The sequence below is a fragment of the Agrobacterium sp. P15N1-A genome, from assembly GCF_044626815.1.
Taxonomy (GTDB): Bacteria; Pseudomonadota; Alphaproteobacteria; order Rhizobiales; family Rhizobiaceae; genus Agrobacterium; species Agrobacterium leguminum.
Map to the genome: position 1 here is coordinate 188,506 of NZ_JBIUPF010000008.1, position 25,524 is coordinate 214,029.

General features: G+C 59.1%; 22 protein-coding genes and 4 pseudogenes. 15 read left to right on the forward strand and 11 right to left on the reverse strand.

What is annotated here, in order from left to right; genetic code table 11:
* Positions 1-55 precede the first annotated feature (55 nt).
* The 6 genes from ACIK7D_RS23815 to ACIK7D_RS23840 all read right to left on the reverse strand — a co-directional run bounded on the left by ACIK7D_RS23815 (position 56) and on the right by ACIK7D_RS23840 (position 7,695).
* Positions 56-1,810: an FAD-dependent oxidoreductase gene (locus ACIK7D_RS23815; RefSeq protein ID WP_400157589.1), complete on the reverse strand. Its 1,755-nt coding sequence runs from the start codon at positions 1,808-1,810 to the stop codon at positions 56-58.
* Between the two features lie 180 nt (positions 1,811-1,990).
* Positions 1,991-2,851 (reverse strand): sugar phosphate isomerase/epimerase family protein, encoded by an 861-nt coding sequence (locus ACIK7D_RS23820; RefSeq protein WP_400157590.1) that lies wholly within the window; start codon positions 2,849-2,851, stop codon positions 1,991-1,993.
* 35 nt (positions 2,852-2,886) lie between these two features.
* Positions 2,887-3,951, reverse strand: a complete 1,065-nt coding sequence (locus tag ACIK7D_RS23825; protein WP_400157591.1) for an ABC transporter substrate-binding protein — start codon at positions 3,949-3,951, stop codon at positions 2,887-2,889.
* 85 nt (positions 3,952-4,036) lie between these two features.
* Positions 4,037-5,113, reverse strand: coding sequence for an ABC transporter ATP-binding protein (locus ACIK7D_RS23830; protein ID WP_400157592.1), 1,077 nt, complete (start codon positions 5,111-5,113; stop codon positions 4,037-4,039).
* A 24-nt stretch (positions 5,114-5,137) separates the two neighbouring features.
* Positions 5,138-6,871 (reverse strand): ABC transporter permease, encoded by a 1,734-nt coding sequence (locus ACIK7D_RS23835; RefSeq protein WP_400157593.1) that lies wholly within the window; start codon positions 6,869-6,871, stop codon positions 5,138-5,140.
* Positions 6,872-6,942: 71 nt separating this feature from the next.
* Positions 6,943-7,695: an SDR family NAD(P)-dependent oxidoreductase gene (locus ACIK7D_RS23840; RefSeq protein WP_400157594.1), complete on the reverse strand. Its 753-nt coding sequence runs from the start codon at positions 7,693-7,695 to the stop codon at positions 6,943-6,945.
* A gap of 167 nt (positions 7,696-7,862) precedes the next feature.
* Between ACIK7D_RS23840 and ACIK7D_RS23845 the strand changes: the two genes are divergently transcribed.
* Positions 7,863-8,879 carry a LacI family DNA-binding transcriptional regulator gene (locus ACIK7D_RS23845; RefSeq protein WP_400157595.1) on the forward strand — a complete coding sequence of 339 codons (1,017 nt, stop codon included), beginning with the start codon at positions 7,863-7,865 and terminating at the stop codon, positions 8,877-8,879.
* 471 nt (positions 8,880-9,350) lie between these two features.
* Here ACIK7D_RS23845 and ACIK7D_RS23850 read toward each other — a convergent pair whose 3' ends face one another.
* Positions 9,351-10,364, reverse strand: coding sequence for a LacI family DNA-binding transcriptional regulator (locus tag ACIK7D_RS23850; protein ID WP_400157596.1), 1,014 nt, complete (start codon positions 10,362-10,364; stop codon positions 9,351-9,353).
* A 98-nt stretch (positions 10,365-10,462) separates the two neighbouring features.
* On the opposite strand from ACIK7D_RS23850, the gene iolG reads away from it, so the two are divergent.
* The 4 genes from iolG to ACIK7D_RS23870 are packed head-to-tail and all read left to right on the forward strand — an operon-like array spanning position 10,463 to position 14,676.
* A complete protein-coding gene (gene iolG / locus ACIK7D_RS23855) occupies positions 10,463-11,479 on the forward strand; it encodes an inositol 2-dehydrogenase (RefSeq protein ID WP_400157597.1) in 1,017 nt (338 codons plus the stop codon).
* 18 nt (positions 11,480-11,497) lie between these two features.
* Entirely contained in the window at positions 11,498-12,427 is a 930-nt protein-coding gene (gene iolE / locus ACIK7D_RS23860) for a myo-inosose-2 dehydratase (protein ID WP_400157701.1), read from the forward strand.
* A complete protein-coding gene (locus ACIK7D_RS23865) occupies positions 12,420-13,592 on the forward strand; it encodes a Gfo/Idh/MocA family protein (protein ID WP_400157598.1) in 1,173 nt (390 codons plus the stop codon). Before iolE ends, ACIK7D_RS23865 begins: the two co-directional genes overlap by 8 nt.
* 37 nt (positions 13,593-13,629) lie before the next feature.
* Positions 13,630-14,676, forward strand: coding sequence for a Gfo/Idh/MocA family protein (locus ACIK7D_RS23870; protein WP_400157599.1), 1,047 nt, complete (start codon positions 13,630-13,632; stop codon positions 14,674-14,676).
* Positions 14,677-14,837: 161 nt separating this feature from the next.
* On the opposite strand, the gene ACIK7D_RS23875 is transcribed toward ACIK7D_RS23870, so the two are convergent.
* From ACIK7D_RS23875 to ACIK7D_RS23885, 3 genes and pseudogenes are all read right to left on the reverse strand, one after another.
* Entirely contained in the window at positions 14,838-14,996 is a 159-nt protein-coding gene (locus ACIK7D_RS23875; RefSeq protein ID WP_400157600.1) for a hypothetical protein, read from the reverse strand.
* A 9-nt stretch (positions 14,997-15,005) separates the two neighbouring features.
* Positions 15,006-15,376 (reverse strand): annotated as a pseudogene (locus ACIK7D_RS23880) (SDR family NAD(P)-dependent oxidoreductase).
* A 346-nt stretch (positions 15,377-15,722) separates the two neighbouring features.
* Positions 15,723-15,923 (reverse strand): annotated as a pseudogene (locus ACIK7D_RS23885) (GntR family transcriptional regulator); the annotation flags it as partial.
* Between the two features lie 238 nt (positions 15,924-16,161).
* Here ACIK7D_RS23885 and ACIK7D_RS23890 point away from each other — a divergent pair.
* Positions 16,162-16,262, forward strand: a pseudogene (locus ACIK7D_RS23890) (IS110 family transposase); the annotation flags it as partial.
* A gap of 1 nt (position 16,263) precedes the next feature.
* On the opposite strand, the pseudogene ACIK7D_RS23895 reads toward ACIK7D_RS23890, so the two are convergent.
* Positions 16,264-16,419 (reverse strand): annotated as a pseudogene (locus ACIK7D_RS23895) (IS110 family transposase); the annotation flags it as partial.
* Positions 16,420-16,935: 516 nt separating this feature from the next.
* Here ACIK7D_RS23895 and ACIK7D_RS23900 point away from each other — a divergent pair.
* From ACIK7D_RS23900 to ACIK7D_RS23940, 9 genes are read left to right on the forward strand one after another with little or no spacing between them, the layout of a single operon-like run.
* Positions 16,936-17,622, forward strand: coding sequence for an MtnX-like HAD-IB family phosphatase (locus ACIK7D_RS23900; protein ID WP_400157601.1), 687 nt, complete (start codon positions 16,936-16,938; stop codon positions 17,620-17,622).
* A gap of 14 nt (positions 17,623-17,636) precedes the next feature.
* Positions 17,637-19,049: an aspartate aminotransferase family protein gene (locus ACIK7D_RS23905; protein ID WP_400157602.1), complete on the forward strand. Its 1,413-nt coding sequence runs from the start codon at positions 17,637-17,639 to the stop codon at positions 19,047-19,049.
* Positions 19,050-19,053: 4 nt separating this feature from the next.
* Positions 19,054-20,004 carry an arginase family protein gene (locus tag ACIK7D_RS23910; RefSeq protein WP_400157603.1) on the forward strand — a complete coding sequence of 317 codons (951 nt, stop codon included), beginning with the start codon at positions 19,054-19,056 and terminating at the stop codon, positions 20,002-20,004.
* Positions 20,001-20,351 carry a permease gene (locus ACIK7D_RS23915; RefSeq protein WP_400157604.1) on the forward strand — a complete coding sequence of 117 codons (351 nt, stop codon included), beginning with the start codon at positions 20,001-20,003 and terminating at the stop codon, positions 20,349-20,351. The genes ACIK7D_RS23910 and ACIK7D_RS23915 overlap by 4 nt, the downstream gene beginning before the upstream one ends.
* Positions 20,348-21,253, forward strand: coding sequence for an alpha/beta hydrolase (locus tag ACIK7D_RS23920; protein ID WP_400157605.1), 906 nt, complete (start codon positions 20,348-20,350; stop codon positions 21,251-21,253). The genes ACIK7D_RS23915 and ACIK7D_RS23920 overlap by 4 nt, the downstream gene beginning before the upstream one ends.
* Positions 21,231-22,394, forward strand: a complete 1,164-nt coding sequence (locus tag ACIK7D_RS23925) for a GNAT family N-acetyltransferase (RefSeq protein ID WP_400157606.1) — start codon at positions 21,231-21,233, stop codon at positions 22,392-22,394. The genes ACIK7D_RS23920 and ACIK7D_RS23925 overlap by 23 nt, the downstream gene beginning before the upstream one ends.
* The gene (locus tag ACIK7D_RS23930; protein ID WP_400157607.1) at positions 22,391-22,789 is read left to right on the forward strand and encodes an EamA family transporter; all 399 of its coding nucleotides are present in this window, start codon (positions 22,391-22,393) and stop codon (positions 22,787-22,789) included. Before ACIK7D_RS23925 ends, ACIK7D_RS23930 begins: the two co-directional genes overlap by 4 nt.
* Positions 22,790-22,827: 38 nt before the next feature.
* Positions 22,828-24,390, forward strand: coding sequence for a TolC family protein (locus tag ACIK7D_RS23935; protein WP_400157608.1), 1,563 nt, complete (start codon positions 22,828-22,830; stop codon positions 24,388-24,390).
* Positions 24,387-25,523 carry an ABC transporter permease gene (locus ACIK7D_RS23940; RefSeq protein ID WP_400157609.1) on the forward strand — a complete coding sequence of 379 codons (1,137 nt, stop codon included), beginning with the start codon at positions 24,387-24,389 and terminating at the stop codon, positions 25,521-25,523. Before ACIK7D_RS23935 ends, ACIK7D_RS23940 begins: the two co-directional genes overlap by 4 nt.
* The last annotated feature ends 1 nt before the right edge of the window (position 25,524 follow it).

Below are 25,524 nucleotides of genomic sequence, written 5' to 3' on the forward strand. Positions count from 1 at the left end.
GAGTGAACGGACGTTGACAGTCCGGCGCCCCGATGGAGGGCAGCATGGGCATTGTTCAGGTGCCTTTGGAGCGCAACGAGATCTCTCGCCCGACGATGTAGCCAAACGTCAAGGCCGGGCCGAGATTGATGCCTCCCGACGGATAGTAGCCGCCCATGATACTCGCCATATCCGCGCCGACCGCAAAAAGATTGGGGATCGCCGCCCCGCGCTCATTCAGGACTGCGGCCGTGGCATCGGTTTTCAGGCCCATGAAGGTGCCGAAACTGCCCGGAAAAACCTTGATAGCGTAGTACGGGCCTTTGCCGATCGGTGCGATGCAGGGGTTTGGTTTCACCTCCGGATCGCCGCCCTTACGATTGAAGGCCGTGTTTCCACGCTCAAACAGAGGGTCTTCCCCCTTGGCTGCATGCCGATTGTAGAATTCGACCGTCGCCTCAAGCCCAGCGGCGGAAATGCCGCAAGCCTGCGCAAGCTCTGCTATCGATCTCCCCATCTTGATGTAACCCGATTTGATGAACGGCTTGACCGGCAAGGGCGATGGCCGCGAGGCCCCAAAGCCATAGCGCCGCTGGAACGCGTGATCGCAGATCAGCCAGGAGGCCACCTCCGCTCCCGGCGGTGTCGCCTTGATCATCGCATCGACATAGTCATAGTAGCCATGCGCTTCGTTGACGAAGCGGCGGCCATCGGCGAGAACCGCGATGATGCCGGGCTTGGCGCGCTCGATGATGTGCGGAAACCGCCCGATGCTGCCATCGGAATAGGGGACGAGCGATACCGGACACCAAGCAGCCGGCGAGGCTATCGACGGATCGACAAAGCCACCGACGGCCTCGGCCAGGCGAAGCCCGTCGCCGGATGCCGACTGCGGCGTAACCGACCAGTGCCGCGCCGGTGCTGAATACATGTTTGCGACCTCGACCCACCGGTTCTCATCATGAGGAAACCCGCCGGTCGCCAGCACGGTCCCACAGGGCGCCAGGACGCTGACAGGACCATTTGGCGTTTCGACGACTGCACCGCGTACTGATCGCCCGTCCCAGATCAATTCCCTGGCACTGCTAGATAGCCTGACTTCCACGCCGAGGCGATCGGCCGACCGTGCCAGTCGCGCCATCAGGGCGTTGCCGTTGACGAGTTGCGTTGCCCGGCCAAAGAGGCAGAGATCGATGAGATGTCGACCGACGCGCCGGGCGACATGCGCGAACGACTTCAACGACCGGGTCACCGTGAGGAAGGCTTTGAGGTCGGCGCCCGCCATGATCGGCATGCCGAGGAACGACGTCTCGCGCATGGGCCGGCGCAACGTGTCAAACACGGGGCCGAGCCCACGACCATTGATCGGCGCAGCACACACCTGATGCCCGCCGGTCGCCGCTCCTTCGGTCCAGCCATGCATGTCGGGTATGGCGTTGCCGTCGACGAACTTGAGGTCTGTGTTCGACTGAAAGAACTCAACCATCTCCGGAGCCGCATCCAGAAAAGCCTTCACCCTTGCCGGATCGAAATAGCGCCCGGTCTCATGGCGCAGATACGTGAACGGGCCATCCGGAGCATCATTGTAGCCGGCTTGTCGAGCCAGGGGGTTGCCGGGCACCCAGATCCACCCACCGGACCAGGCAGCCGCCCCACCGACGACCGGGTCCTTTTCGACCACAATGACCTTCAGTCCATGCCAAGCGGCAGTGACCGCCGCAGCCATGCCGCCAGCGCCTGAGCCAATCACAAGCACATCGCAGTGTAGGGTCTCGACGCTATCGATCATATCATCTCGCTGATCAGCGCCGTTTCTTGAAGCTTCCATCATTCCGTACTCCGCCCGTGAGGCCCGATCAGGGCGTAACCGGCCTAATTCCGCGGTCATATTCTAGCACCCTGCAGTCCGCGACACCCTTCAGCGTCTCCGAGAGCGAACTGCGGCGACCAATCTCTGCGCCGCGGTGCAGGATTGATCCTTTCGATGGCAAGATCGGCCTCGACATGATCGTCATTTTTGAGCCGACGCTGCAGCACGCTTCTCGAAGAACGCTCTCGACCTGTCCGCGGCTGATTGCATCCGATCACTGATCGGCCAGGCAAGCTGGTCGGCGATGGGTGTCTCGATCACCAGCTGTGTATCGTTAGGCAGGGCGTCGAGGTAGGCGGACAGCGGGATTTCTCCGTCGCCCAGGGCCAGCCTGTCGCCGCGCGCTTCTGCCGGAAGCTCGTCCATTGTGGGCGACGCACCGGACACGTCGGAAAGCTGGGCATAAGCGATGCGGCCCGCTGGTACGGATGCAAGGTCTTCCGCTGCAGAGCCGGCGCGGTAGTGGTGAAGGACGTCGACAATCAGGCCGGCATTGGGCCGACCGGCGCTTTCGACCAACTCGAGAGCATCTCGCCACGTGGCAATATCCCGGTAGAGCATATATTCGACGCCCACATGCAGACCGTAGTCGGCGGCCTGGTCGCACAGGCGACCGAACACGTCCTCTCGCTCGCTTTTGCCGAGATAGAAGCCGTCCTTGGACAGCTGCGTGCCGATGGCGGAAATATGCGTGGCGCCAAGTTCGGCCCCTGTTTCCAAGGCCCTTTTGAACTTGGTCAGATCCGCCGCCGGCGAAAGCACGAAAGCCTCGACGTCGAACACACGCATGGCATTGCTTTTAAGCGCCGACTTTACGTTTCGTATGACGTCCGGCTTGCCGATGATTTCGAACTCGAGCGGTTGCGGCGTGGCGGTCATCAGCAGCAGGCCGACGGTGCCGAAACCGGCGGACGCGGCGGCCTCGACAAAGCGGACGGGGTCCGCTCTGCCGATGGTCAAGTTGGCAACCGAAACATGTCTCAGATCGATCTGTTTTTGCATTTCATAGTCCTTGGCTGTTTCGGTTGCTTGAAGCGTCAGCGATACTTGAAGCCGGTGTTTTCAGACCACCAGTTCAGAATCGTGTCCCGCTCCTTGAGGGCGGCGGGCAAATCCAGTTCGATCAGCTTCGTGGCGTTGATATCCGGAAGGCCCTTCGGTGACGCAATGCCCGCCCTCATGGGATAGACCCCTGCTGCGGCGAAGGCTGTCTGCATCTCCTGGCTGAGTGCAAACTCGGCGAGAAGGCGCGCGGCGTTTGGATGCGGCGCGTTCTTATTGATGCCGATCGCGTTGAATTGGGCCACGGCTCCGCTTGTGGGAACCAGGAGATCAACCGGCGCGCCTTTCGCAAGCACGCCGGACACGGCCGTGGTGATATTGAAGAAATCCAGCGGCCGCTCGCCGGTCTGCAGCTTCGTCGCCATCACACCCATCGATGGGTTCAGCTCCGCTTTGGTCTTGCGCAGGCCTCTGAGGATCTCGCCGCCCTTCTCGGGTCCAAACTTCTGATAGATGCTCGCAATTGCTGCGAACGTTGCCGACGACGAGCCCGGATTGGTTGTTGCGATCAGCCCTTCCCATTCGGCCGGCGGATTGGCAAAGTCTACCCAGTCGGCCGGTTTGGCTACCGTTCCAAGCGCATCGCGATTGAACGCGAACAGGATCAGATTTCCATTGCCGCGGACATAGGACCCGCCGGCAGGGACTGCGAGTTTGGAGAGATCGGCAGCCTCGGTCATCTTGAGATCTGCCAGAAAGCCTGCCTGCTGGGCGGTAATCACCGTGTCTTCGGCCTGATACATGACGTCCATTAGCGGTCGGCCGGAGTTGTTCTCCGAGACGAAGCGATTGTACATTTGCCAGCCATCGCCGGTCGCGGACGTCACCCTGATATTGGGGTACTTCGCGCTGAAATTCTTGAGAAGGAGCGGTACGACAAATGGATCGCCGTAGACGGCGAGCTCGCCCTCTTTCTGGGCGGCTGCAAGCAATGCGTCGTCGGCAGCTCTTGCGCCGCTGACGTTTAGCATGCCGCCCGTAAGTATCAGTCCTGCCGCTGCCAGCGACAACAACCTGCGTCTACTCTTATTATGATCCATCTTGGTTCCTCCCTTGGATGGTTCTGCTGTTTCACTCTCGACCACGCAAACCGCCCTTCCTCGAGCGGTTGGCGACGGTGGGTTGCTAGAGGCGATCTGGCAGCAGATGAATCTGCTGCGGCGCGACCGTTAAAGAGATGCGATCGCCGATGGTGAAGCGCCCGTATCCAGGCGTCACGACGATCTGTCGGCCGATTGGCGTATCGACATGCAATTCGCGACGGTCTCCGACAAACACGGCTTCCAGTACTGTCGCGGGTAGACCGGTGCTGTCGGCCCCGGCGAGCCCGATCAGCCAGGATTCCGGGCGTATCATGCAAAGCGCCTGATCGTCGCTTGGACGACTAATATCGCCCTTGGCGATCAGGTGGTCCGATCCGGCCGCCTGGATCGCCGTCTCGCCGCCCTGGCCGCTCAGCTTCACCGGAAAGAGGTTTGCCTTGCCGAGGAACTCAGCGACATAGCGTGCCGACGGCCGGAAATAGAGATCTTCGGGAGATCCCTGTTGCTCGACCTTGCCCTTGTTGAACAGGAAGATTTCGTCGGCAAGCGACATCGCCTCTTCCTGATCGTGGGTGACGAACAGGATGGTCGCGCCAATCCGCTGCTGCAACTGACGAATCTCGTGACGCATTTCGACGCGCAGGCGCGCATCGAGGTTGCTCAAGGGTTCATCCATCAGGATGAGCCGCGGGTTGCCGACTAGGCAACGCGCGATCGAAACGCGCTGCTGCTGACCGCCCGAGAGCTTCATAGCGCTTTTGTCCGCCTGTTCCGAGAGCCCGACAATAGCGAGTGTCTCCTCGACACGTTTGTCGATTTGCTCTTTCGGCACTTTTTGTGCCTTGAGGGGCATGCCGACATTGCCCTTGACCGTCAGATGCGGCCAGACCGCATAGGATTGAAAGACCATGCCGAGCCGGCGCTTTTCCGGCGGCAGATCGATGCCGCGAGCCGACGAGAAGACAGGTTCATCCTCGATCCTGATCTCGCCGCCATTCGGGTTTTCCAGCCCGGCGATACAGCGTAGCGTCGTCGTCTTGCCGCAGCCGCTGGCGCCCAGAAGCACCGAGATCTTGCCGGACTGAAACGTGACGCTGAGGTCGTCGATGGCCCGAAACGCGCCGAAGCTTTTGACCATTTGGCGGACTTGCACGCTCATGGTTTCCTCCAAAGTCAGATAGGGTTAAACGGCAGTCGCATGGCGCTGGCGTGTGAAGGCGGTAACCAACCACATCACCCCGGCGCCGAGGACCAACTGCAAGAGCGAGAGCGAGGCAACTTGCGAGAACTCGCCGACAGCCCAGGTATCGAAGCTGAGGATCGAAAGAGTTCTCGTATTCGCGGTATAGAGCGGCAACACCATCGAGAGCTCGGAGATGTAGATGCTGTAAACCATGACCCAGCTCGAAATGATCGCCGGCAAGACCAAAGGCAGCGTGATCCGCCCGATCGTGCTCACCCAGCCGAAGCCGGAGACGCGAGCGCTTTCCTCGAGTTCAGGATGGATCTGCATCAGGCTGCTGGTGACAGCACGCACCGCGTAACTGACATAACGTCCGATCAGACCGATGATGATGATCCAGATCGTGGCGTAGACGCTCCAGGGCATCCAGAGCCAGAAGAAGCTGACACCCAGGGCAAACGCCAGGCTCGGGATCGACATCGGCAACAACACGACGAACTGTAGCATCTCCCGGCCGGCCATACGTGTGCGCACGGTGATCCACGACACGACGAACCCGAGCACCGTCGTGGCCGTGGCCGCGATGATCGTGATGACAATACTGTTCCAAAACGTGGCGGCAACATCCTCGGAGGTCCACAGGAACGTGACGTTTGCCCACGTAAAGACCCCTGACCAGGTGAAGGTCGAAAATGCGGCGGCGGCGATGATGATGACCGGACCGATGACGGTCAGCACGAGATAAAGCCAGATAACGGCAGCGACGAGGTACCGACCACCGGCCAGCGTGATGATGCGCGGCCGGAAGCCTTTGCCGGTGACCGTTACGAAGGATCGGCCTTTCAGGGCCCAGCTTTGCAGCAGATTGGCAATCACAGACAGGACCATCAGGTAGATTGCCAGGACCGCGACGATGCCAAAGTTTGGTGGAAAATGCTGCAGCTCGGTGTAGATCCGCGTCGTCACCATGTAGATTTCCTTGGTCATGCCGAGGAGGACCGGGGTGCCGAACAGCCCTATGCAGATGACGAAGGAGAGCACGGCGCCAGAAAGAATGGAGGGAGCAACGACCGGCAGCGTGATGAACAGCATGGTGCGGACGCGGTTGAGGCCGGAGATCTGCGCCGCCTCTTCGAGGCTGGGGTCCATGTTTCTGAGCGCTGCGGCCACAATCATCATCACGTAGGGCGCGATATAGATCGCCGTCGTCCAGATGATGCCCAGATAAGTGTAGATGTCGACGAGCTCGCCGGCACCGAGGCCGCGAGCCGTCAGGTTGAGAAGTCCGACACGCGGCGCCCCAATCAATACCCAGGCAAACGCTCCGATGAACGGCGGAATGAAGATCGGTAACGTCGCCAGTTGCTCGAGGAGACGTGCCCAGGGCACGTTCGTTCTGACAAGACACCAGGCGAGAACGACGCCGATGGCGGTCGCCAGCAGCATTGCACCGATCGATATGATCACTGTGTTCCACATCGCCGACCAGTAGCTTGGTTCGGCAAGCACGCCGGAAACCGCGCTCAAGGTCAGGACAACGCGACCGCCTTCGGTGTCGATGAAGCCCCGAACGACCAGCGCGACAATCGGCATCACCGTGAAAATGACCAGCACCAGATAAAACAGCGTGAGCCAAATGCGCCCGGCCAACGCCCGTCGCGAGAAGACATGACGAAGGTTTGCCCGTTCGGTCACGCCGATCCCGTCAGGTATGTTGATATTGGCTTTCGACATTTGCTCCTCCCACAGTATTGGTCGATACGGGCCGCGTTGCTCATCACCGCCTCAGGATCGAAATCTCGGCGTCAGTACGTCGCGCGCCCTCCGGTCAGGTCGAAGGTGAAGCCCGTTGTAAAACTGCAATCCGGGCTTGCGGCGAACGCGACCATTGCGGCGACTTCCGCTGCTGTAACGAAACGACCCATCGGTATCTTGCCTTTGGTCGTTTCGATGAATTCGGGCGTCATCTCGTGAAGCAACTCGGTTTCGGCCATTGTTGGCGCGATGCAGTTGACCAGCACGCCGGTCCTGGCGAGCTCCTTGGCAATCGACTTGGTGTAGGCGATGACGCCGCCTTTCGCGGCCGCGTAGGCACTTCCGCCTGCATTGCCTTCCTTGCCGGCGATCGACGCAACATTGACGATCCGGCCATAACCGTTGTCGATCATATGCGGGATCACGTTACGGCAGCAATAAAACACACCGTTGAGGTCGATCGACAGAACCCGATCCCAGTCCTTCACCGGATAGTCCCAGGTGTTGGCGATCGGGCCGTTGATGCCGGCATTATTGACCAGAATGCCAACCTGTCCCAGCGTCGAGACAGCGTTGCGAAACGCGTCTTCGACCACGGACATGTCGGCTACGTCGACAACCTGCTTCATGGCAGGCGCGAAGCCGGCCTCAGATTCATCAAACCTTGAAAAGTCGATGTCCCAGAGGACGATGCGGCAGCCGTCGTCGGAGAGGCGCTTGGCGATGGCCCGTCCGAGGCCTTTCGCCCCCCCCGTCACGATCGCAACCTGATTTTTTGCGGATGCGCCGGCCAACTGTACCATCGAGTTCCTCCGAATTTCTGCGCTTACCAGCTGTGGAAGCGCTTCCACAGCAAACTCGTACATTTGGAGTTTCGGGTCAAGAAAAAAGTGGAAGCGCTTCCACAAATTCGCTATGAGTAGGGCCCACAGGGATTTTTTGTCACCACGCCGAACGATCGGAGGCCAAATTGAGCAGCACGGTTCGCCTGTCGGATGTTGCCAAACGGGCAGAAGTCGGCGTCGGCACGGTTTCGCGGGTCCTGAACGGCTCTGAAAAGGTTTCCGCGACCACGCGCCAGAAGGTGCTGGATGCCATTGCCGAACTTGGCTACGTGCCCAACCTCGTGGCGCGGAGCCTAGCAGCCAACAGGACGGGCCTGATCGCCGCAATCATCCCGGTGATTGGCTACACGCAGCACTCGGAAGTCATTCAGGGCATGACGGAGGTCCTCCATGCGCATGGTATGAATTTAATGATCGGCGCATCCGGCTATTCGGATGAGGTGGAGCTGCAGATTATCGAGGCCTTCCTGGCGCGCAGGCCGGACGCCATCTACGTCACAGGCGTCCGTCATACCGACGCGGTGCGCATCGCCCTGGAGCGGTCGGGAATTCCCGTGGTGGAAGGCAGCAATCTGACGGAGCACCCTATCGACACGGTCGTCGGATACTCGAACTTCAAAGCCGGCGCCGAACTCACGCGGCTGCTCGTCGATCGCGGTTATCGCCGGATATGGCACGTCACGGTAAACAAGGATTTCAACGACCGCATCGACGATCGCCTGGAAGGTTTCAAGTGGGCATCATCTACCGAAAGCGGTCTCGGGGTAAATGTCGTCCGCTGCGAAAACAGCTTCGACGGCGGAGCGGCGGCCGTTCGGCTGGCGACATCCTCCGACGGAAAGGTGGAAGCCCTGATGTTTGCGACCGATGTCATGGCGGTTGGGGGCTTGCTCGAGTGCCAGCGGCGTGGGATCGATGTTCCTGGTAAGCTCGCCATCGCGGGCTTTGACGATCTCACCATCGCCGGGTCAATAAACCCCTCCCTGACCACTGTGAAAGTCGACCGGGTGGGGCTTGGACGGAAAGCGGCAGAAATCATCATCAACCGCCTTAAAGGGAACGACCGTTCCTCCCAGATCATCAACGTGGGATTCGAAATCGTGGAACGAGAGAGCACACGACGAGCGGCGCGCAGACCCTAAGCGGGTTCCAGTGATGACTCGTGATCGGCGGCGCATCGGAACTCAAACAATCTCATTCTATGTCTCACAGGCCTTAACCGAGTGTGACCTATAAGCCGTGATGTTGTCGTGGCTTTACCGAATCGTTTTGCGCGGGAGGCGTGCTCGGTGCGCATAAGGGCGCTTCCCAGTCCGTGAAGTGAAGCGGCTCAAAAACGTGCGTGACTTTCCCCTCGGGACTCGTTTGACCGCGTCATCGATCGTGATATCTAGCGGGCTGCAACCTCGGTGCAGCCGTCGCGTTTCATCGCATCCTCGATCAGACTGGTCAGTGCCTACTTGCCGGTAGCACTCGTGGATAATGGGCTAAGCCGAAACATGCGCAACGGAAAGAGACCTTCGGCAAGATCGTCTATCATGTTCGCAGTCCCGTCGCAAGATTCGTTGGCCAGCGTGGCACTTGCCTCGCGCCACTTCACTCGAACGAGGTGATCAGCAATTCTCCACCATATGAATATGAATCGGCGTAATGAGTGAGGCTGGGGGTTGATCAGTCCGGCCGAAATATGCAGCCAGAACGTCGACCGTTGTACGAACTTCAAGCGATGGATCCTGATCGATCACCACGTCGATCAGTCCTTCACGCAGCAGTTCCCTTCGGTCTTCCGTCAATTCATGCGTGATGAAGACGACGTCCTGGTGCCTGTCGAGCGCTCTCAAGGCGTCGACCACGGTCTGCGCTCCGGCCGACGCATTGTAGATCCCACGGATTTTGGAATTGGTCCTCAAGGCGCTGAAGACTAGGTCGCCCGCCCTCTCGCCGCGCTCCTGACTCTCGAGTACCTCGATCACACGGCAGTTCGGATAGCGTTCCCGAAAAACGGCCCGGAACCCCATCTCCCGCTCTTCGTGACCGATCATGCTCAGCATGCCCGAGATGACAACAATGTCCCCACCCTTCGGGCCCAGCAGACGACCCATCATATCCCCGGCGACCCGGCCTGCCTTTCGGTTGTCGGGTCCCACATAGGCATGTCGCTCGGCCCCATGGATGTCCGTCGCAAGAGTGACGACCGGCTTCCCGGACCTACCGAAATCACGCAAGGCCGCGGCAATGTCATCATGCTGTGCACTGACGATCACCATGCCGTCACAACTGGAAGCGAGCCCCTTGACGAGCGTGGCCGTTTGGGCCGGTCGGAGGGGATCGAGATGATGGGTCTTGAACTGAAGATTGTAGTGAAAGAACTCTCTTGCCGCCACCGAGAAATTTTTCTGCACGGCGGCATGAAAAGGATTGTCCGGCGGCTGAACCAGCACGGCGATATGCATGGTTCGGGAAGCACGCTGGTTCAGGGCCCGGTCGATCTTCAGCTTGCGCGCCAATTCCAGCACGCGTCGCTCCTTACTTTCCGCGACGCCGCCGCGGTTGTTTAGGACGCGATCCACTGTCGATAGGGACACATTCGCCGCCCTAGCGATATCGAGTGCTGTGACTTTCGCCATTTGAAGAGATCTCCTCAAGAATGAAGTATTTCCTTCCTAACAGCGCGCTATATTCCCGGCAACCGGACTGAGGAAAAGTGCCCGGTTGGGAGGTTTAGATGGTCAAGCTTGCTATATTCGGCCTCGGCCGGATCGGATCGGTACATGCCGTCAACGCGGCCGCGCAGCCGGAGGTGGAGCTGAAATATATCGTCGACCCGTTCGGCGGCGATGCAGTCTCGGCACTTGCAGCCAGGACCGGCGCAACGATCGCGGACGCAGATGCGGTCTTTGCCGACGGCTCGATCGACGGCATCATCATCGCCAGCTCGACCGACGCCCATGCGGAGCTGTTGCTGCGCGGCGCCGAAGCAAGGAAGGCGATCTTCTGCGAAAAGCCCATTAGCTTGGATTTTGCGACTGCTGCAACGGTGACCGAAGCGGTCGAGACCTCAGGCATTCCATGCCTCCTCGCCTTCCAGCGCCGCTACGATCCGAATTTCCGCTTCGTCAAGGAGCGGATTGCAAGCGGCAGTGCCGGCAAGCTGGAACATATCGTCATGCATACGCGCGATCCTGCGCCTCCGCCACCGGCTTACGTGGCGCGCTCGGGCGGCATGTTCCGCGACCAGGCGATCCACGACTTCGATATGGCGCGTTATCTGCTCGATGAGGAGATAACCATTGTCTACGCGGTCGGTGCCTGCCTGATCGATCCGGATATCGGTGCGGCCGGTGATATCGATACGGCAATGATAACGCTTACCTCGGCCTCGGGTCGTTTCGTGCAGATGGTTAACTGCCGCCGCGCGCCTTTCGGCTATGATCAGCGGCTGGAAGCGCTCTGCTCGCAGGAGGTGCTGTACGTCGACAACCGTCCACTGCGTGCGGTCACCATTGCCGATGACGCCGGCTTCCGCACTTCGCCGCCGATGAACTACTTCATCGAACGCTTTGCCGATGCCTATCGCGACGAGATGGTCGCCTTCGTCGACATGATCCGGACCGGCCGCAAACCGCTTGCCGGCATCCGGGACGGGCTCGAAGCGCAAAGAATCGCGGAAGCGGCGATCGTATCGATGCAGACGGGCCAACCTGTTGGGATCAGTTCCGACTGGTGCCCTTCGGCGTCCTGAAGCTGGAGAAAAAGCATGATGAACGACAAGCTCGCTGCGCTGCCCGAAAAGGTCTGTCTCGCCGTCAGTCCGCTCTCCTGGACCAATGACGTGCTGGAGGATCTCGGCCGCGACATCCCGCTCGAAACCTGCCTGAACGACGCCGCCGAAATCGGCTTCCAGGGCGTCGAACTTGGACGGAAATTTCCGCGCACCGTGGAGGATCTGCGCCCGCTGCTGACGAAACGCGGCTTGGCGCTCGCCTCCGGCTGGCATTCCGGCGAACTTGCCGAACGTAGTGTCAACGATGAGATGGCAGCCGTCGCCGGTCATGCCGGCTTGCTTCGCGCCATGGGCTGCCCGGTGCTCGTCTATGGCGAAGTGGCGATGATGGTGCCGGGATCACCGCTCGACGTGCCGATGTCGGGCCGCAGGCTGATGCCAAAATCCGAGCTGCCGGGCTATGCCGAGCGGTTGACTGAATTCGGCCAGCGGCTCCTTGACGACTACGGTCTGAAGCTCGCCTATCATCATCACCTGATGATGGTGGCGGAAACCTTCGACGAAATCTCCGCCGTCATGGATCGGGCAGGCCCGGAAGTCGGACTGCTCCTCGATACCGGCCACGCCGTCGCCGGCGGCTTCGACTATGCGCGGCTCATCGAGCGCTTCGGCGACCGTATCGTCCATATCCACCTCAAGGACGTGCGCGGCGCCGTCATGGAAAACGTGCGTTCAACCGATCTGAGCTTCAACGAGGGCGTACGCAGCGGCATGTTCACGGTGCCGGGGGACGGCGCTATCGATTTTGCGCCGCTCGCCCGCTTCGTCCGCGACGCCGGCTATCGCGGCTGGCTGGTAGTGGAAGCAGAACAGGACCCCGCGCGTGAACCGCCCCGGCCGGCTGTCACCCGCGCCTTCCACCATATCCTCGATATTTTCGCCACCACGGAGAGCCTCCATGCCTAAAAGGACCCTCAATATCGGCCTCATCGGCTCCGGTTTCATGGGGCAGGCCCATGCAGATGCCTATCGCCGCGCCGGCATGCTCTATCGCGACATCGCCGCCGCGCCGCATCTCTACATGCTGGCCGATGCGAGCGATGAGTTGGCCGCCTCTGCCGCAGCTCGCTTCGGCTTCGAGAAAAGCACCGGCGACTGGCGCAAATTGATTGCGGACCCCGCAGTCGATATCGTCGACATCACCTCGCCCAACGCCATGCACCACGAGATGGCGCTCGCCGCGATTGCCGCCGGCAAGCACGTTTATTGCGAAAAGCCGCTTTCGGTAACGCTTGCGGAGGCCGAGGAGATGGCCGCGGCCGCTCAGGCGAAGGGCGTCAAGACCATGGTCGCCTTCAACAACATCAAAACGCCCGCCGCCATGCTCGCCAAGCAGCTGATCGATCGCGGCGACATCGGCGCACCGATACGCTTCCGCGGCTGGTTCGATCAGGGCTTTTTCAATGACCCCGACCTTCCCTTTTCCTGGCGCTGCATACGCAGGGAGGCGGGCTCCGGCGCGCTCGGCGATCTCGGCAGCCACGTCATCTCAGTGGCGCAATATCTGATAGGCGATGTGGAAAGCGTGGTGGCGCATTGCCAGACTGTCTTTGAAACGCGGCCCGTTGCCCAGGGCGGTTCCGGCTATGGAGCCACCGCAAGTCGAGATGCGTCGCGGGCCACCGTCGAAAACGAGGACCAGATCCAGGCGCTGGTGTGTTTCAGGAACGGCGCCGGCGGGACGATCGAAGCCTCTCGCGTCGCCGCTGGCAAGGTCTTCGGCGTCTACTGGGAAGTCTCAGGCACCGAAGGGACGATCATAATGGACGGCGAGCGTTTCAACGAATTGAAGATATCCCGTTTTAACGATCCCAAACCGGACCGCGGTTTCAAGACGATCCTTGCCGGCAGCCAAGTGCCGCAGTTCTCGGCCTTTTTCGGCTTCGATTTCGCCGGCGGCGGCCTCGGTTATTTCGATGTGAAGGTCATCGAGATCCGCGACCTGATCGAAGGCATCGTCAACGACGCCGACTGTTTCCCGAACTTCCGGTTCGGTCTGGAGAACGAACGGATCATCGACGCCATGGAGCGGTCGCTTCAAAGCGGGCGCTGGGAACAGCTGGCAGACTGAAGCCCTAGCGGAATTTCATAACTCGAAGGAGCCGACAATGCCATTTCCAACCGCCCTGCCCACCTTCCGCATCAAGCCCGCCAAGGATGCACCGCCGCTCCGCTGGGGCATACTCGGCACGGGCTGGATCGCCGCGAAATTCACGGAGTCGGTCAAGGTTCATACACGGCAAGTCATCGCCGCCGTCGGCTCGCGCTCGCAAGATTCGGCAGACCGTTTTGCCCGTGAATGGGGTGTCGAAAAGGCCTATGGCAGCTACGAGGCGCTCGTTCAGGCGCCCGACCTGGATATCATCTATGTCGCCACCCCGCATGGCCAGCATCATGAACACGCGCTGCTCGCGATCGAGGCCGGCAAGCATGTACTGGTCGAAAAGCCCATCGCGCTGAACCACGCCCAGGCCGCGGAAATGGTTGCCGCTGCCCGCAGGAAGGGCGTCTTCTTCGCCGAGGCGCTCTGGACATATTTTCTGCCGAAGTTTGACGTATTCCAGCAAGTGCTCGATGCCGGCCTCATCGGCGAGATCAAATCGGTCTATACCGAGTATGGCGAATACCTGCCGCGCGACCACCGCATCTTCAATCCTAGCCTTGCCGGTGGACCGTTGCTTGATCTCGGCATCTATCCGGTATCGCTCCTGACCCAGTTGCTTGGCGTGCCCTCCAGGGTGGTCGGCCTGGCCACACCCGACTCCGCTGGCGTCAACGGCCACCTCGCCGTTGCCATGGTCAATGACAGAGGCGCGCAGGGCACCATGGCGACGACACTCTATGGTTTCACACCCACCAATGCCGCGATCGTCGGAACGACGGGCTCGATCCGCTTCACCACCGAGTTCAATCTGCCGGGGTCCTTCGAGGTCTGGTCGCTCGATGGCTCCGCCCGGCTTAAATACGAGGAGCCGCGCGGCGCTCATTTCGAAGGCCTCTATCATCAGGCCACAAGCGTCGCTCACACTATCGCCGCAGGCGGGCTCGAAAGCCCGTGCCGGCCGCTCGAATCCTCGCTCGATACCATGACGACGCTGGACGCTATCCGCAAAGCCGTCGGCATCGATTTTGCCGAGGCTGGCCTCATCGCATGATGTTCAAATCAGCAGGGAGCTTCATATTCTCCCTTGTCTGCTGGGAACAGATCGCCAAAGCCTCGGTCAGGGCAATTCCGGCCATGGTAGCAACAGTCTGTCGAGGCCGGATTCAATAAGCCAGAAGCGAGTGCTGGGCGCTCTTGGAAGGTGAGTTAAAGTTAATGCTGAACATTGGAGAAAATCTTGGGCTCGAGATGGCCCGTCTTGTTGCCACTGCCTTTCAATCCACGGAGAACATCCGGGCTGAGTTTAGCAAACTCCCCGGCCCGTCCGATGAGAACGTCGCGATAGCCGTTCCAGTCTAGCATGTTGCTCATGACGACTCCTTACAGGCGTCCAGCGGTCACGCCTCCATCAACTGGGAGGATGGTCCCGGTAATCCACGAAGCTTGCTGGAAAGCGAGGAACATGATTGCTTCGGCGACGTTGCGCGGTTGACCGTTGCGACCGAGCGGATGGAATGCGTTGAACGCCGGCATTTTGCGGCGGAATAGGCATTCGATGGCGTTGCGCCGATCGCCTGGATCGCCCATAAGGACCCGGTCTGAACGATAGCGCCGCCATTGTCCTTCATGGCCTTCGCGGCGGCTTGAGCTGTGAAGAAATTTCCTTTGAGGATCGTGTCCAAATACCAGTCGTAGTCGACCTCGGTTAGTTCGAGGAACGGCTTAGGATTGAAGACACCCGCATTTTTCACGAGTACGCGAGACCGCCGAAGTGGGATATCGCAGCGTCAACAAGCGCTGCACCCGTTTCCGGCTTGGCGATGTCTCCTGCGGACACCATGGGCATTATAATCACCGCCGATACCACGAGAGCCCTCGACAATCTCACCCCGGCCCACGTCTACTTCGGCCGGGGCCAGATCATCCTGCTCGAACGCGATCAGACAGCGCCACTTGAACCACCTCGCCAAAGCGGCTTAAATCAATCCGAAAACCGAGCCGGAAACTCCAATCTTCCAAAGACCAAAAGTCCCAAATCATTCGACGACGGACAAATACCCGTATCGTTGACTCCGATCATGTCTGGCAGACGTATAGTCATTCTGCTGCTACGTGGGCACTGAAAGGAACGTCCGTAGCGTAATTCTCTCGCATGAAACTGATGAAATTATCATGGAACTGTTGCGTGCGCGCATGGGCCAGTTCGTCAGCGAGGTCGACATTCCGGTCGCAAAAGGCGTTGAGCATCAGATTATGCTCGTCGGTCAGGAGGTAGCCCTCATGCGTGCGTTCGAGATAGGTCTGTTCCATCTTGCTGATCATTCTTCTATCATTTCGGGCTGCAGGTGATGCCAGCCCCCGTTCTGTCCACTGGTAGCAGGATCGCTTCCAGAATACGCGCATTTGAAGTACCTCAAGCAATCCGAAGATCATGCGGCTCCCAGTAAAAGCTCCGGGAGCGCCTCACGCGACTGCCGGCGCGGCCGGGATCGCGCCGCGTCGGACCGCAGTCTGTATTGCATTCCGGCCGAGGCCAGTGGTATTCTTTCGCGGGGTCCGCGTGAAGGCGTTTGACAGTATGTCTGCCCGCTTGTCGCCACCCGCACCCGCTTGGTCCACGTGACTACCGAACTTGCAGCCCTGTTTCAAACACCACGTTTCACCGTGGGTGCCCGTTTGCGGATCAGTTCGGCAATGACGTGAGGACCTGATGCGCATTTCCACGCACCCCATCCCGGCGGATTGCAACCACAGTCTCTTTCATTGACACGTCGAGGCCGATATATTCTTCCATGGCTGTTATCCCATTGATGCTTGGGCCCGGCGTCCAGTCGAGAGCCCGCACTTCATCTTATCGGGGAACCGCCGTCTCCAAATCATGTCCGAATCCGAAGGGGGTATGACTCCCGCGACTACCCCATGTGGATGCCCCCCACGACATCGCAATGTGCCAGAGTGATGTTCGCCAAAACGTCACCAGAGGAGAGAGCATCGATGAAGTAAGTTCTCAGTGGCAGTCAACATCCGCTCCACCGAACACGAAGGTTTTCTCGACGCTTTCTCGACAAACTAGGCGCATTTGCCTTCTCGCCAGCACGGCACCGGTAAACGGCACTGTTCCGTCTCCCGACGCGCTGGATTTGACGGAGAGCTTTTCGGACATGAAAAAATCAAGAACTGAACAATCACCTGGGAAAACCCGCTCCTATCGTAGCGATAGTCCCGCAGCGTCCGGCCGGCCAGCAACGCTTGGAAACGCATATAGCGTTTGCAGGCCCTGCGACATCATCCGCACGGGAATGGCGCGCTAATGCACGCTTATTGCGATTTTGATGGCACGATCGCCACGATCGACGTCACGGATGCCGTTCTCAAGCGGTTTGCGGCGTCGGAGTGGCACGACCTCGAGCGAGCCTGGGAAGCGGGGCGCATCGACGCGCGGCAATGCATGAGTGCGCAAATCACGCTCATTCAGGCGGCCATGAATGACATCGATGAATTTCTCGACACGGTCGAAATCGACCCGGAATTCCCCGAGTTTGTCCGCTGGTGCTCAAAAAACTCGATCCCCGTTACCGTTGTCAGTGATGGGGTCGATCGCTTCATTCACCGCGTCTTGTCCACTCACGGCCTCGGCCACCTCGACATCATCGCCAATCGCCTCTGTGTCGAAAAGAACGCGAGCCGCTTTCATTACCGACTGGAGGCACCGTTCATGCAGTCCGATTGCCAGGCCGGATCGGGCGTTTGCAAGTGCGCCGTGGTCGCATCGCATACGCCTCACCTCTATGTCGGCGACGGGCGAAGCGATTTTTGCGTCTCGGCGCGTGCCGACAATCTTTTCGCAAAGCACAAGCTGGTCGCCCATTGCACAAGCCACGCCATCCCCTTCGTCTCCTACACGACTTTTAAGGATGTGCAGGCTGCAGCGGCCACACGGCTGCCGTACATCATCACCGCTCGCGGAGCGGATATTCACCTTCCCCAAACCGCCTAATCAGGAATATGAAAATGCATTCTCTCATCAAGCCGACGAACAGCCAGCCAGATACCGTATCCGAAGACGAACTTCGCTTTCTGGAGGAGACCTATTGCTCCCACGGCGACACGGTTCATTACACGGATCATCCCAAGTTCTTTTCGGGATGCGATGGTTCCTTCATGTACGACGAGGCCGGGACGGCCTTTCTCGATCTGCAGATGTGGTACTCGGCGGTCAATTTCGGCTACCGCAACCCGCGCCTCAATGCAGCAGCCCATCGCCAGCTGGACACCCTGCCCCAGGTTGCCTCGCAATATCTGCATCGCGAGAAGGTCGAACTGGCGACGATGATCGCGCAGGACGCTGAAAAAAAGTTCGGCAGCAAGGGCCGCGTGCATTTCAACGTCGGCGGTTCGCAGGCGGTCGAGGACTCACTGAAAATCGTCCGGAACTTTTCAGGTGGCAAAAGCCTGATGTTCGCTTTCGAGGGCGGCTATCATGGGCGCACGCTGGGCGCCACATCCATCACCTCGTCTTACCGTTACCGTCGTCGTTACGGGCACTTTGGCGAACGCGCCCAGTTCATCGAGTTTCCCTACCATTTTCGCGGCCCGAAGGGCATGTCGAAAGAAGAGTACGGCCACTATTGCGTCCAGAAGTTCGCCCGCCTGTTCGAGAGCGAATATAACGGGGTCTGGGATCCGAAGGCCGGCAAGTCCGAATATGCGGCGTTCTACATCGAGCCCATTCAGGGCACCGGCGGCTACGTGATCCCGCCGATGAACTTCTTCGTCGAACTGAAGAAGGTGCTCGATCAGCACGGCATTCTTCTTGTCGTCGACGAAATCCAGATGGGCGTCTACCGCACGGGCAAGCTCTGGTCGATCGAACATTTCGGCGTCTCCCCTGACGTTCTGATCTTCGGCAAGGCGATTACCAATGGTCTCAATCCGCTGTCCGGCATCTGGGCGCGCGAAGAGATGATCAATCCGACGATTTTCCCGCCCGGCTCCACGCACTCCACCTTCGCCAGCAACCCGATGGGAACGGCTGTTGCCCTCGAAACGCTTAAAATGGCCGAAGAAGAGAATATCGGCGCCAGTGTCATGGCGAAGGGCGCCGCCTTCCTTGATGGTTTGCAGCAGTTGCAGCGCAAACATGCGATCGTCGGCGAAGTGGATGGGCTCGGCCTTGCGCTGCGGATGGAAATTTGCCGCGACGACAGCTTCACGCCTGACAAGGCCACGCTCGACTGGATGTCGGATGAGGGCATGAAGGGTGACATGATCGTCAACGGGCGCAAATACGGCCTGGTGCTTGATGTCGGTGGTTACCACAAGAACGTCATCACGTTCGCGCCAAACCTCAACATCTCCTTCAACGAAATCAATCTGGCGATCGAGCTGCTCGATCAGCTTCTGACCCGCGCCGAACGGAGGTAATCTCGTGAATACGCTTCTGCTTCATCTCGACGATGCCCTACATCTGCAGCCAACCTTTGTTGATGCCGCACTTTCGGTGGGCGCGCGCGAGGTTGACGAACGACGCTGTGGGAGCGCCGTTCGTCTCTGGAGCAGGAGGGAGTCGCTCGATCTGTTGAAACCCGGTATAGCGCGCCCCGCCGGCGCGCCCGCGTCCCCTCGACTGTGTTTCCTTGGATCGGGCGACTTTCATCATGTCTCAGCAATGCTGATTGCCGAGGCGGCAGAAAGTTTCAATGGACCTCTCACCGTCATCCATATCGACAATCACCCTGACTGGGTCAATTTCGACAACGGTCTCCATTGCGGCTCGTGGGTCAATGAGGTTGCAGAACATCCAAATGTTCAAAAAATCATCACGCTTGGTGTCTGCAGCGATGACCTGCAATCGCCGGAGCGCAAAGGTGCTAATCTCGGCAATCTGGCTAATGGCAAGGTTGAACTCTACCCTTACGACCGCCTGCCAAGCCGCGTCAAACGCGCCTATGGGGAGAGCGTCAGCTACACTCAGGCGAGCAACCATCTCATCTGGTCGACAATGAAAAAAATGGGACTGGCGGCATTCAGAGAGCACCTGCTCTCGCGGATATTCACGTCCAATGTCTACATCACCATAGACAAGGATTGCCTGTCGCTGGACGACGCGATCACCAATTGGGATCAGGGCCGATTGCGGCTTTCCACGATCCTCGAGCTCTTAAGCGATATTGCGACACGACATCGCATCGTGGGTGCTGACGTCATCGGTGATTATTCGACGCCGGTTTATAGCGGCACCCTGCTCACACGACTTCTGAAGCAGGGGGAAATCCTGATCGACCAGCCGTTGCGCGCCCCCGATGCGGTGATGACCCGCGATCGCAATACCATCACCAACCTTGCGCTTTTAAGGTCTTTTTCGGACATACTGTCATGACGGACGGGCTCAGTAACACAATGCTTGCTCTCATTCTTTTCTGCGTGCTGACGGAGGCCGGCAGGGAAGTCTGCTTCAAACTGGCCTCGGCCAGCGACCGGCGCAACATTTATCTCCATCCCTGGACACTAACCGGGGCCGTGTTCTGGGGCGTAGAGCTCGTCGCCTGGACCTATGTCCTTGCGCATGTTCCGCTTTCCATCGCATTCCCGCTGATGGCCTCAAGCTATGCCGTCATCACCATCTTTAGCGCCATCCTTTTCAGGGAAACAGTCGGCCTGCGGCACTCGATCGGTGTTGCCCTGATATCGGGCGGCGTCATCTGCGTGGGAGTATCGGGATTATGACGTTTTCTTTCGCCGGCTCACAATCCAGCCTATCCCGCCCCTTCCCTCAAGCTCCGGCAGACGAAAAGACGAAAGCGTTCAATCCGTCAAACGACGGTCTTTCCTTTTTCGAAGAGGGTACGAACGGCAAGGCCATCATGCTTGTACACGGCATGAGCGGCGCCCCTGCCGAAATGCGCCTGGTGGCGCGGCAATTCAGCCGCAGGGGTTATTCGGTTTTTGCCCCCCTGCTCGCCGGACACGGGCGTGGGGAAGCCGCCTTGCGGCGCTCCCGCTTTGAAGACTGGCTCGACAGCATCGCGGGCGCCGCGGACTGGCTGGCAACACGAAGCGACACCGTCTTTTCCGCCGGCATTTGCGTTGGCGGAAAGCTTTCACTGCTCGCGTCCCATATGCCATCATCCCCAATTAGATCGGTCGCGCTCTACTCACCCTGCTTCCACTACGACGGCTGGAATGTTCCGCGCTATTACGCGATCCTTTCTCCGCACATCAGATGGATCAGCCTTATACCCTTCATCGATCGTCTTAACTTCAGCGAAACGCCTTCCCTTGGGATCAAGGACGATCGTCTGAGGCGGATGATTGCGGCCATGGAAAATGAAGGTGTTCTCAGCCATTTCCCGGGGCGCGGTCTCGTCGAGATGAGCCGGCTCGGCCACCATCTCAAGAAGCATCTGCCTCAGATCACCACGCCATCCCTCATCATTCATTCAACTGAAGATGATCTCAGCGGTCCCGATCACGCCCGCTACATCGCCGCAAAGATTGGCGGCCCGAGAGCACTGCACTGGTTGAACGACAGCTACCATATGATCCACGTGGATAGGGAACATCGCAAAGTCGCCGATCTTTCCGTCCGGTTCTTTGAGACAAAACATGCGTTTAGAAACCCAATTTGAGATTGGCGACGGCCCGGGTCTCAACTCCCGAAACCTCGAATTCCGGATCCACGAGACTCTTGGCGCCGTCAACAGGGATGCCTGGGATGCGTGCTTCAGCGCCGACATAGAGCGCTATGACTACTTGATGGCAGTCGAACAGTCCGGCCTTGAGGGCTTTGAGTGGCGGTATGCAACCATCAGCTATCACGGGATAATCATAGCTGCCGCGCCGTTTTTTCTGTGCGATTACCGGCTGGAAACGACGCTGGAACGAGGACGGCTCACGTCCCTTGTCGAAGGCATCCGCAAACGATTCCCACGGTTTCTGTCGCTCCGGCTTGCCTGTATCGGCTCTCCCTGCACGGAGTGCACGAGCATCGGAATGCACCCGGATATTCCCGGGGTTTGGGAAGCCGATCTGATAACTCATCTGCTGGGGTCCGCGGAAAGATGGGCGCAGATGTCGGGATATGGTCTGTTCGCGCTGAAAGACGTGCCGATGCCTCTTGGGCGGGCGCTTTCTGCAGCGGTTCACAGACGCGAGTTTGTTGCCATGCCCGGCTTACCAACAGCGTGGTTGCGCGTAGACTTTCCCGATATCGAGAACTATCTCGCTGGATTGTCGTCTTCGACACGCAAGGACATGCGCCGCAAATGCCGCGCAGCCTCCGAGGTAAAAGTGGAGAGAGTTACCGACCTTGGCAACATGTTGCCCCGCTTTCTCGAACTTTATCACGATACCCGCAACCGGAGTGAATGGCAGTTCGAAGAGCTGACGTCGGACTATTTCACCAGTGTCCTGTCCAATCTGCCCGAGAATGCGTTCTGCACCGTCTATCGTGTTGGCGACGAGATTCTCGCCTTCAACCTGCTTTTGCACGACCGCGACCGGCTCATCGATAAATTCTTCTGCATGGATGCTGTCAGGGGCAAACCATACAATCTCTATTATCTCAGCTGGTTCGAGAACCTGCGTTTTTGCCTCGAGCATGGGCTCACCCGATATCAGAGCGGGCAGGCCTACTACCAAAACAAGCTCCGCCTCGGCAGTATGCTGACGGCAAACTCCATGTTTTTCAGGCACCAGAACCCTGCTCTGCACACTTTGCTGAGATGGGTTTCCCCGCTTTTCAGTTCCGATGGATTGGACAAACAATGAAGGATCTGCCGACGCTTTGGCTCTCCATCCCCCTGTTGAATACGCTGCAGCAGATTTTTCTCAAGGAGAGCGCTGTCCATGTCTCAGGTGAATTCGGCGTTCAGTGGTTGGTTAATCTTGCCACATCGCCCTGGTTTATTCTGGCCATCATTGCCGAAATTGTCTGTTTCGTCCTGTGGCTGCGTGTGCTTGCGCAGACCGATCTGTCGAAAGCTTTTCCCCTATCCGCCGTCAGCTACGTTTTCGTGCTCGCAAGCGCTTGGCTCCTCTATTCCGAGCCAGTCTCCGCTCTTCAGTTGGGTGGTAGTGCGCTGATCATTGCGGGTGCCTGGTGTGTGTCGACGGCACCGGAAGAAAGGTCGATACCGACGTCCTCAACCAAATCTGCACAGTGACTGCGCGAAATCTTGAACCCGCAATGGTCTTGGGAGGAATGAATGCGACGGCATGCATTCGATTTGTCGCATCAGCGACCGGCACTGGGGATCAACGGCTGTTTTTCTGGGTAATGCGTTTCATGTGGTCCAAAATGAATAGGGTGCGTCGTGATAGCGTCGATCGTTCGAGGTCGAATTGCAATGTCGTCTTGAATCGGCATCGCTGGATGCTCATTGCCCTCCTGCTGTCTTCTTGCCATCAGGGCGGACCGACGTTTTCGGACATCGCACCGGTAGAGTTGCCGCCGCAGTTTTCGCCGGTGCGCGCGCCGCGACCCCACCAAGGCAGCGAAGCCTGGTGGCTGGCGCTTAACGACAGTCAACTCAATAGTATCGTGGCGCGTGTAGAGCAGGGCAATCTGACCGTGGCGCAGGCCCGCGAGCGGCTGGCTGCCGCCGCCGCCATTTCACACTCTGCGTCTTCCGGCTTCCTGCCCAATGTCGGCCTCTCCGGGTCTGCAACGGGTTCCAGCAGCAGGACAAAGGTAGAGGACATTTCCCGCCGTCCAGCTCAGCTTAATCTTGAGACTGGATGGGAAATCGCTCTCTTCGGGCAAGATAAGCTCGCCCAGCAATCTGCAAATTTGGACCGATACATGGCGGCTGAAGACGTAAATGCAGCAAAGCTCTCCGTCGCGGCGGAAGCCGCAACAAGTTACGTGCGTCTGCGGGCGCTGCAGCACCAGCGACAAAATGTCGATCTGCTATCCTCCGCTAAGGCAAAAGCACGAGATGTAGCGACTTTACGATCAAAAAGCGGATTGGCGACTAGGTTCGAAGCCCAGGCCGCGAGCGAGGACAGTGCCGCGATGGCACAACAGAAACGTCTTCTCGAAAATGCCATTGCCGACGAAATCCAGTGCATTGCTGTACTTCAGGGCGTGAAGGAGGGCGATGCCACCCTATCGGCAATGAGACCTCAACCGGTGGCAAGCAACGCACGGGTAACGGCGGTTCCGGCCGATGTTCTGCGGCAGCGCCCGGACATTAGAAGGGCGGAATTTGCCGTCCTGAAGACGGGAGCCGAAGTGGGAATTGCAACGTCCGATCTTTATCCGAAACTCCACCTCTCGGGAATGATCGGTATCGGTTCACCCGTCTCAGGGTCCATCTTCGGCATCATGGGTGGCCCATCATTACAGATGCCCATCTTCGACTACGGGAAACGGCTCGATGTCGTGGAGGCAAAAAAGGCGCAATGGCGTGAGGTCGTCGCAGCCTACCGGCAGGCAGTGCTGGTTGCCCATGGCGAAGCCTCCTCCGCCTTGCGGGCGCTCCTTGCCGCGCGGCTTGAAACCGCGCGTGCGAAATCAGCCTATGCGACGGCGCAAAAAGGTTCGGCTCAAGCCAAATTGTTATCCCGCGAGGGCTTGTCGGACGCATCCGCCCTCGTAGTCCGCCAGATCGAAGCCGCAGAAACCCGCCGGCAACTCACCGAAGCGATGAAGGACGAAGCGGAAGCCCTGATTGCCCTTGCGAAAGCAGCGGGCGGAAGCTTCTCCGCGGAGGCGCCGGGTATCGCAACCTCCTCCGAAAAACGGAGGAAGAGCGGATCATGACGATCTCGATTGCGCGCAAGACACTTATTCACGAATGGCGCCGCTTTTTACCCGCGACAATCGCGATTGCCTTCTCGGGCGTCCTGATGACGGTCCAGGGTGCCTTGTTGCTGGGCATCGTGGGCGCCAATGGTCTTTACGTTACGCAATCCAAAGCCGAATACTGGGTCGGTTTTCCGGGAACACAGAGTGTCGACCTCGGGCGCGCGATTCCGGCGAGTGTGGCCACAAATCTCTACGCCGAGCCGGCGATCTCGCATGTGGAGCCGGTTCTGTTCGGCTCCGGCGATTGGAGAGGCACGCACGGCGGCGGCGGCGTCAGCGTGACGGTGCTTGGCATTGATACGGCCAATGATGCCGAGGCGCTCGCGCGCATTATACCCGCACCGCTGCGAAACAAATTGAGCGAGCCCGGCACCGTCCTTGTGGACATTGCAGACGCTTCGAAGCTTTCTACCAAAAAGGGCGGTATTGCCGAGGTGAACGGGCGTTCGGTGCGGATTGTCGGCTATATCGACGGCCTTCGGGGCTTGGGCGGCGTCAATGTCGTGGCCTCAAGGGAAACCGCCCGTAATCTCGATCACAGCCTGCCCAGCGACGGCGGCGCCACCTATTTCCTCTATGATCTCAAGCCGGGCACCAACGGCGCCGCCATACAGGCGCGCCTCAACAGCGGTACCGACATACGCCGCTTCGAGGTCTGGTCGGCTGAAGAACTCGCGTCCATGACGACGATGTACATGTTGCTGGATTCGGGTGCGGGAATTGCATTCATTTTCGCGACCCTGATCGCCGTGATGATCGGTGCCGTCATAACAAGCCAGACCCTGATGGGTGCGGTGGCCGGCACGGTGCCTCAATACGCCACGCTCAGGGCGCTTGGCGTACCCTTCGACCGGCTTCGTTTCATCGTCATCGAACAGGCGGGCTGGGTCGGTCTTTTCGGTTTTATCATCAGCCTGTTTCTAAGCGTTGCAATCGCCCTGATAGCGGCGGTTTACCGGGTTCCGTTCGAATTGCGCTTCACCATCGTCGCTGCAGCTTCAACGGTTGTGCTTCTTGTCGCGGCTGTCGCCTGTCTTCTGGCAATTCATCGTTTGCGGGACACCGATCCCGCCACGCTTTTGAGGTGAA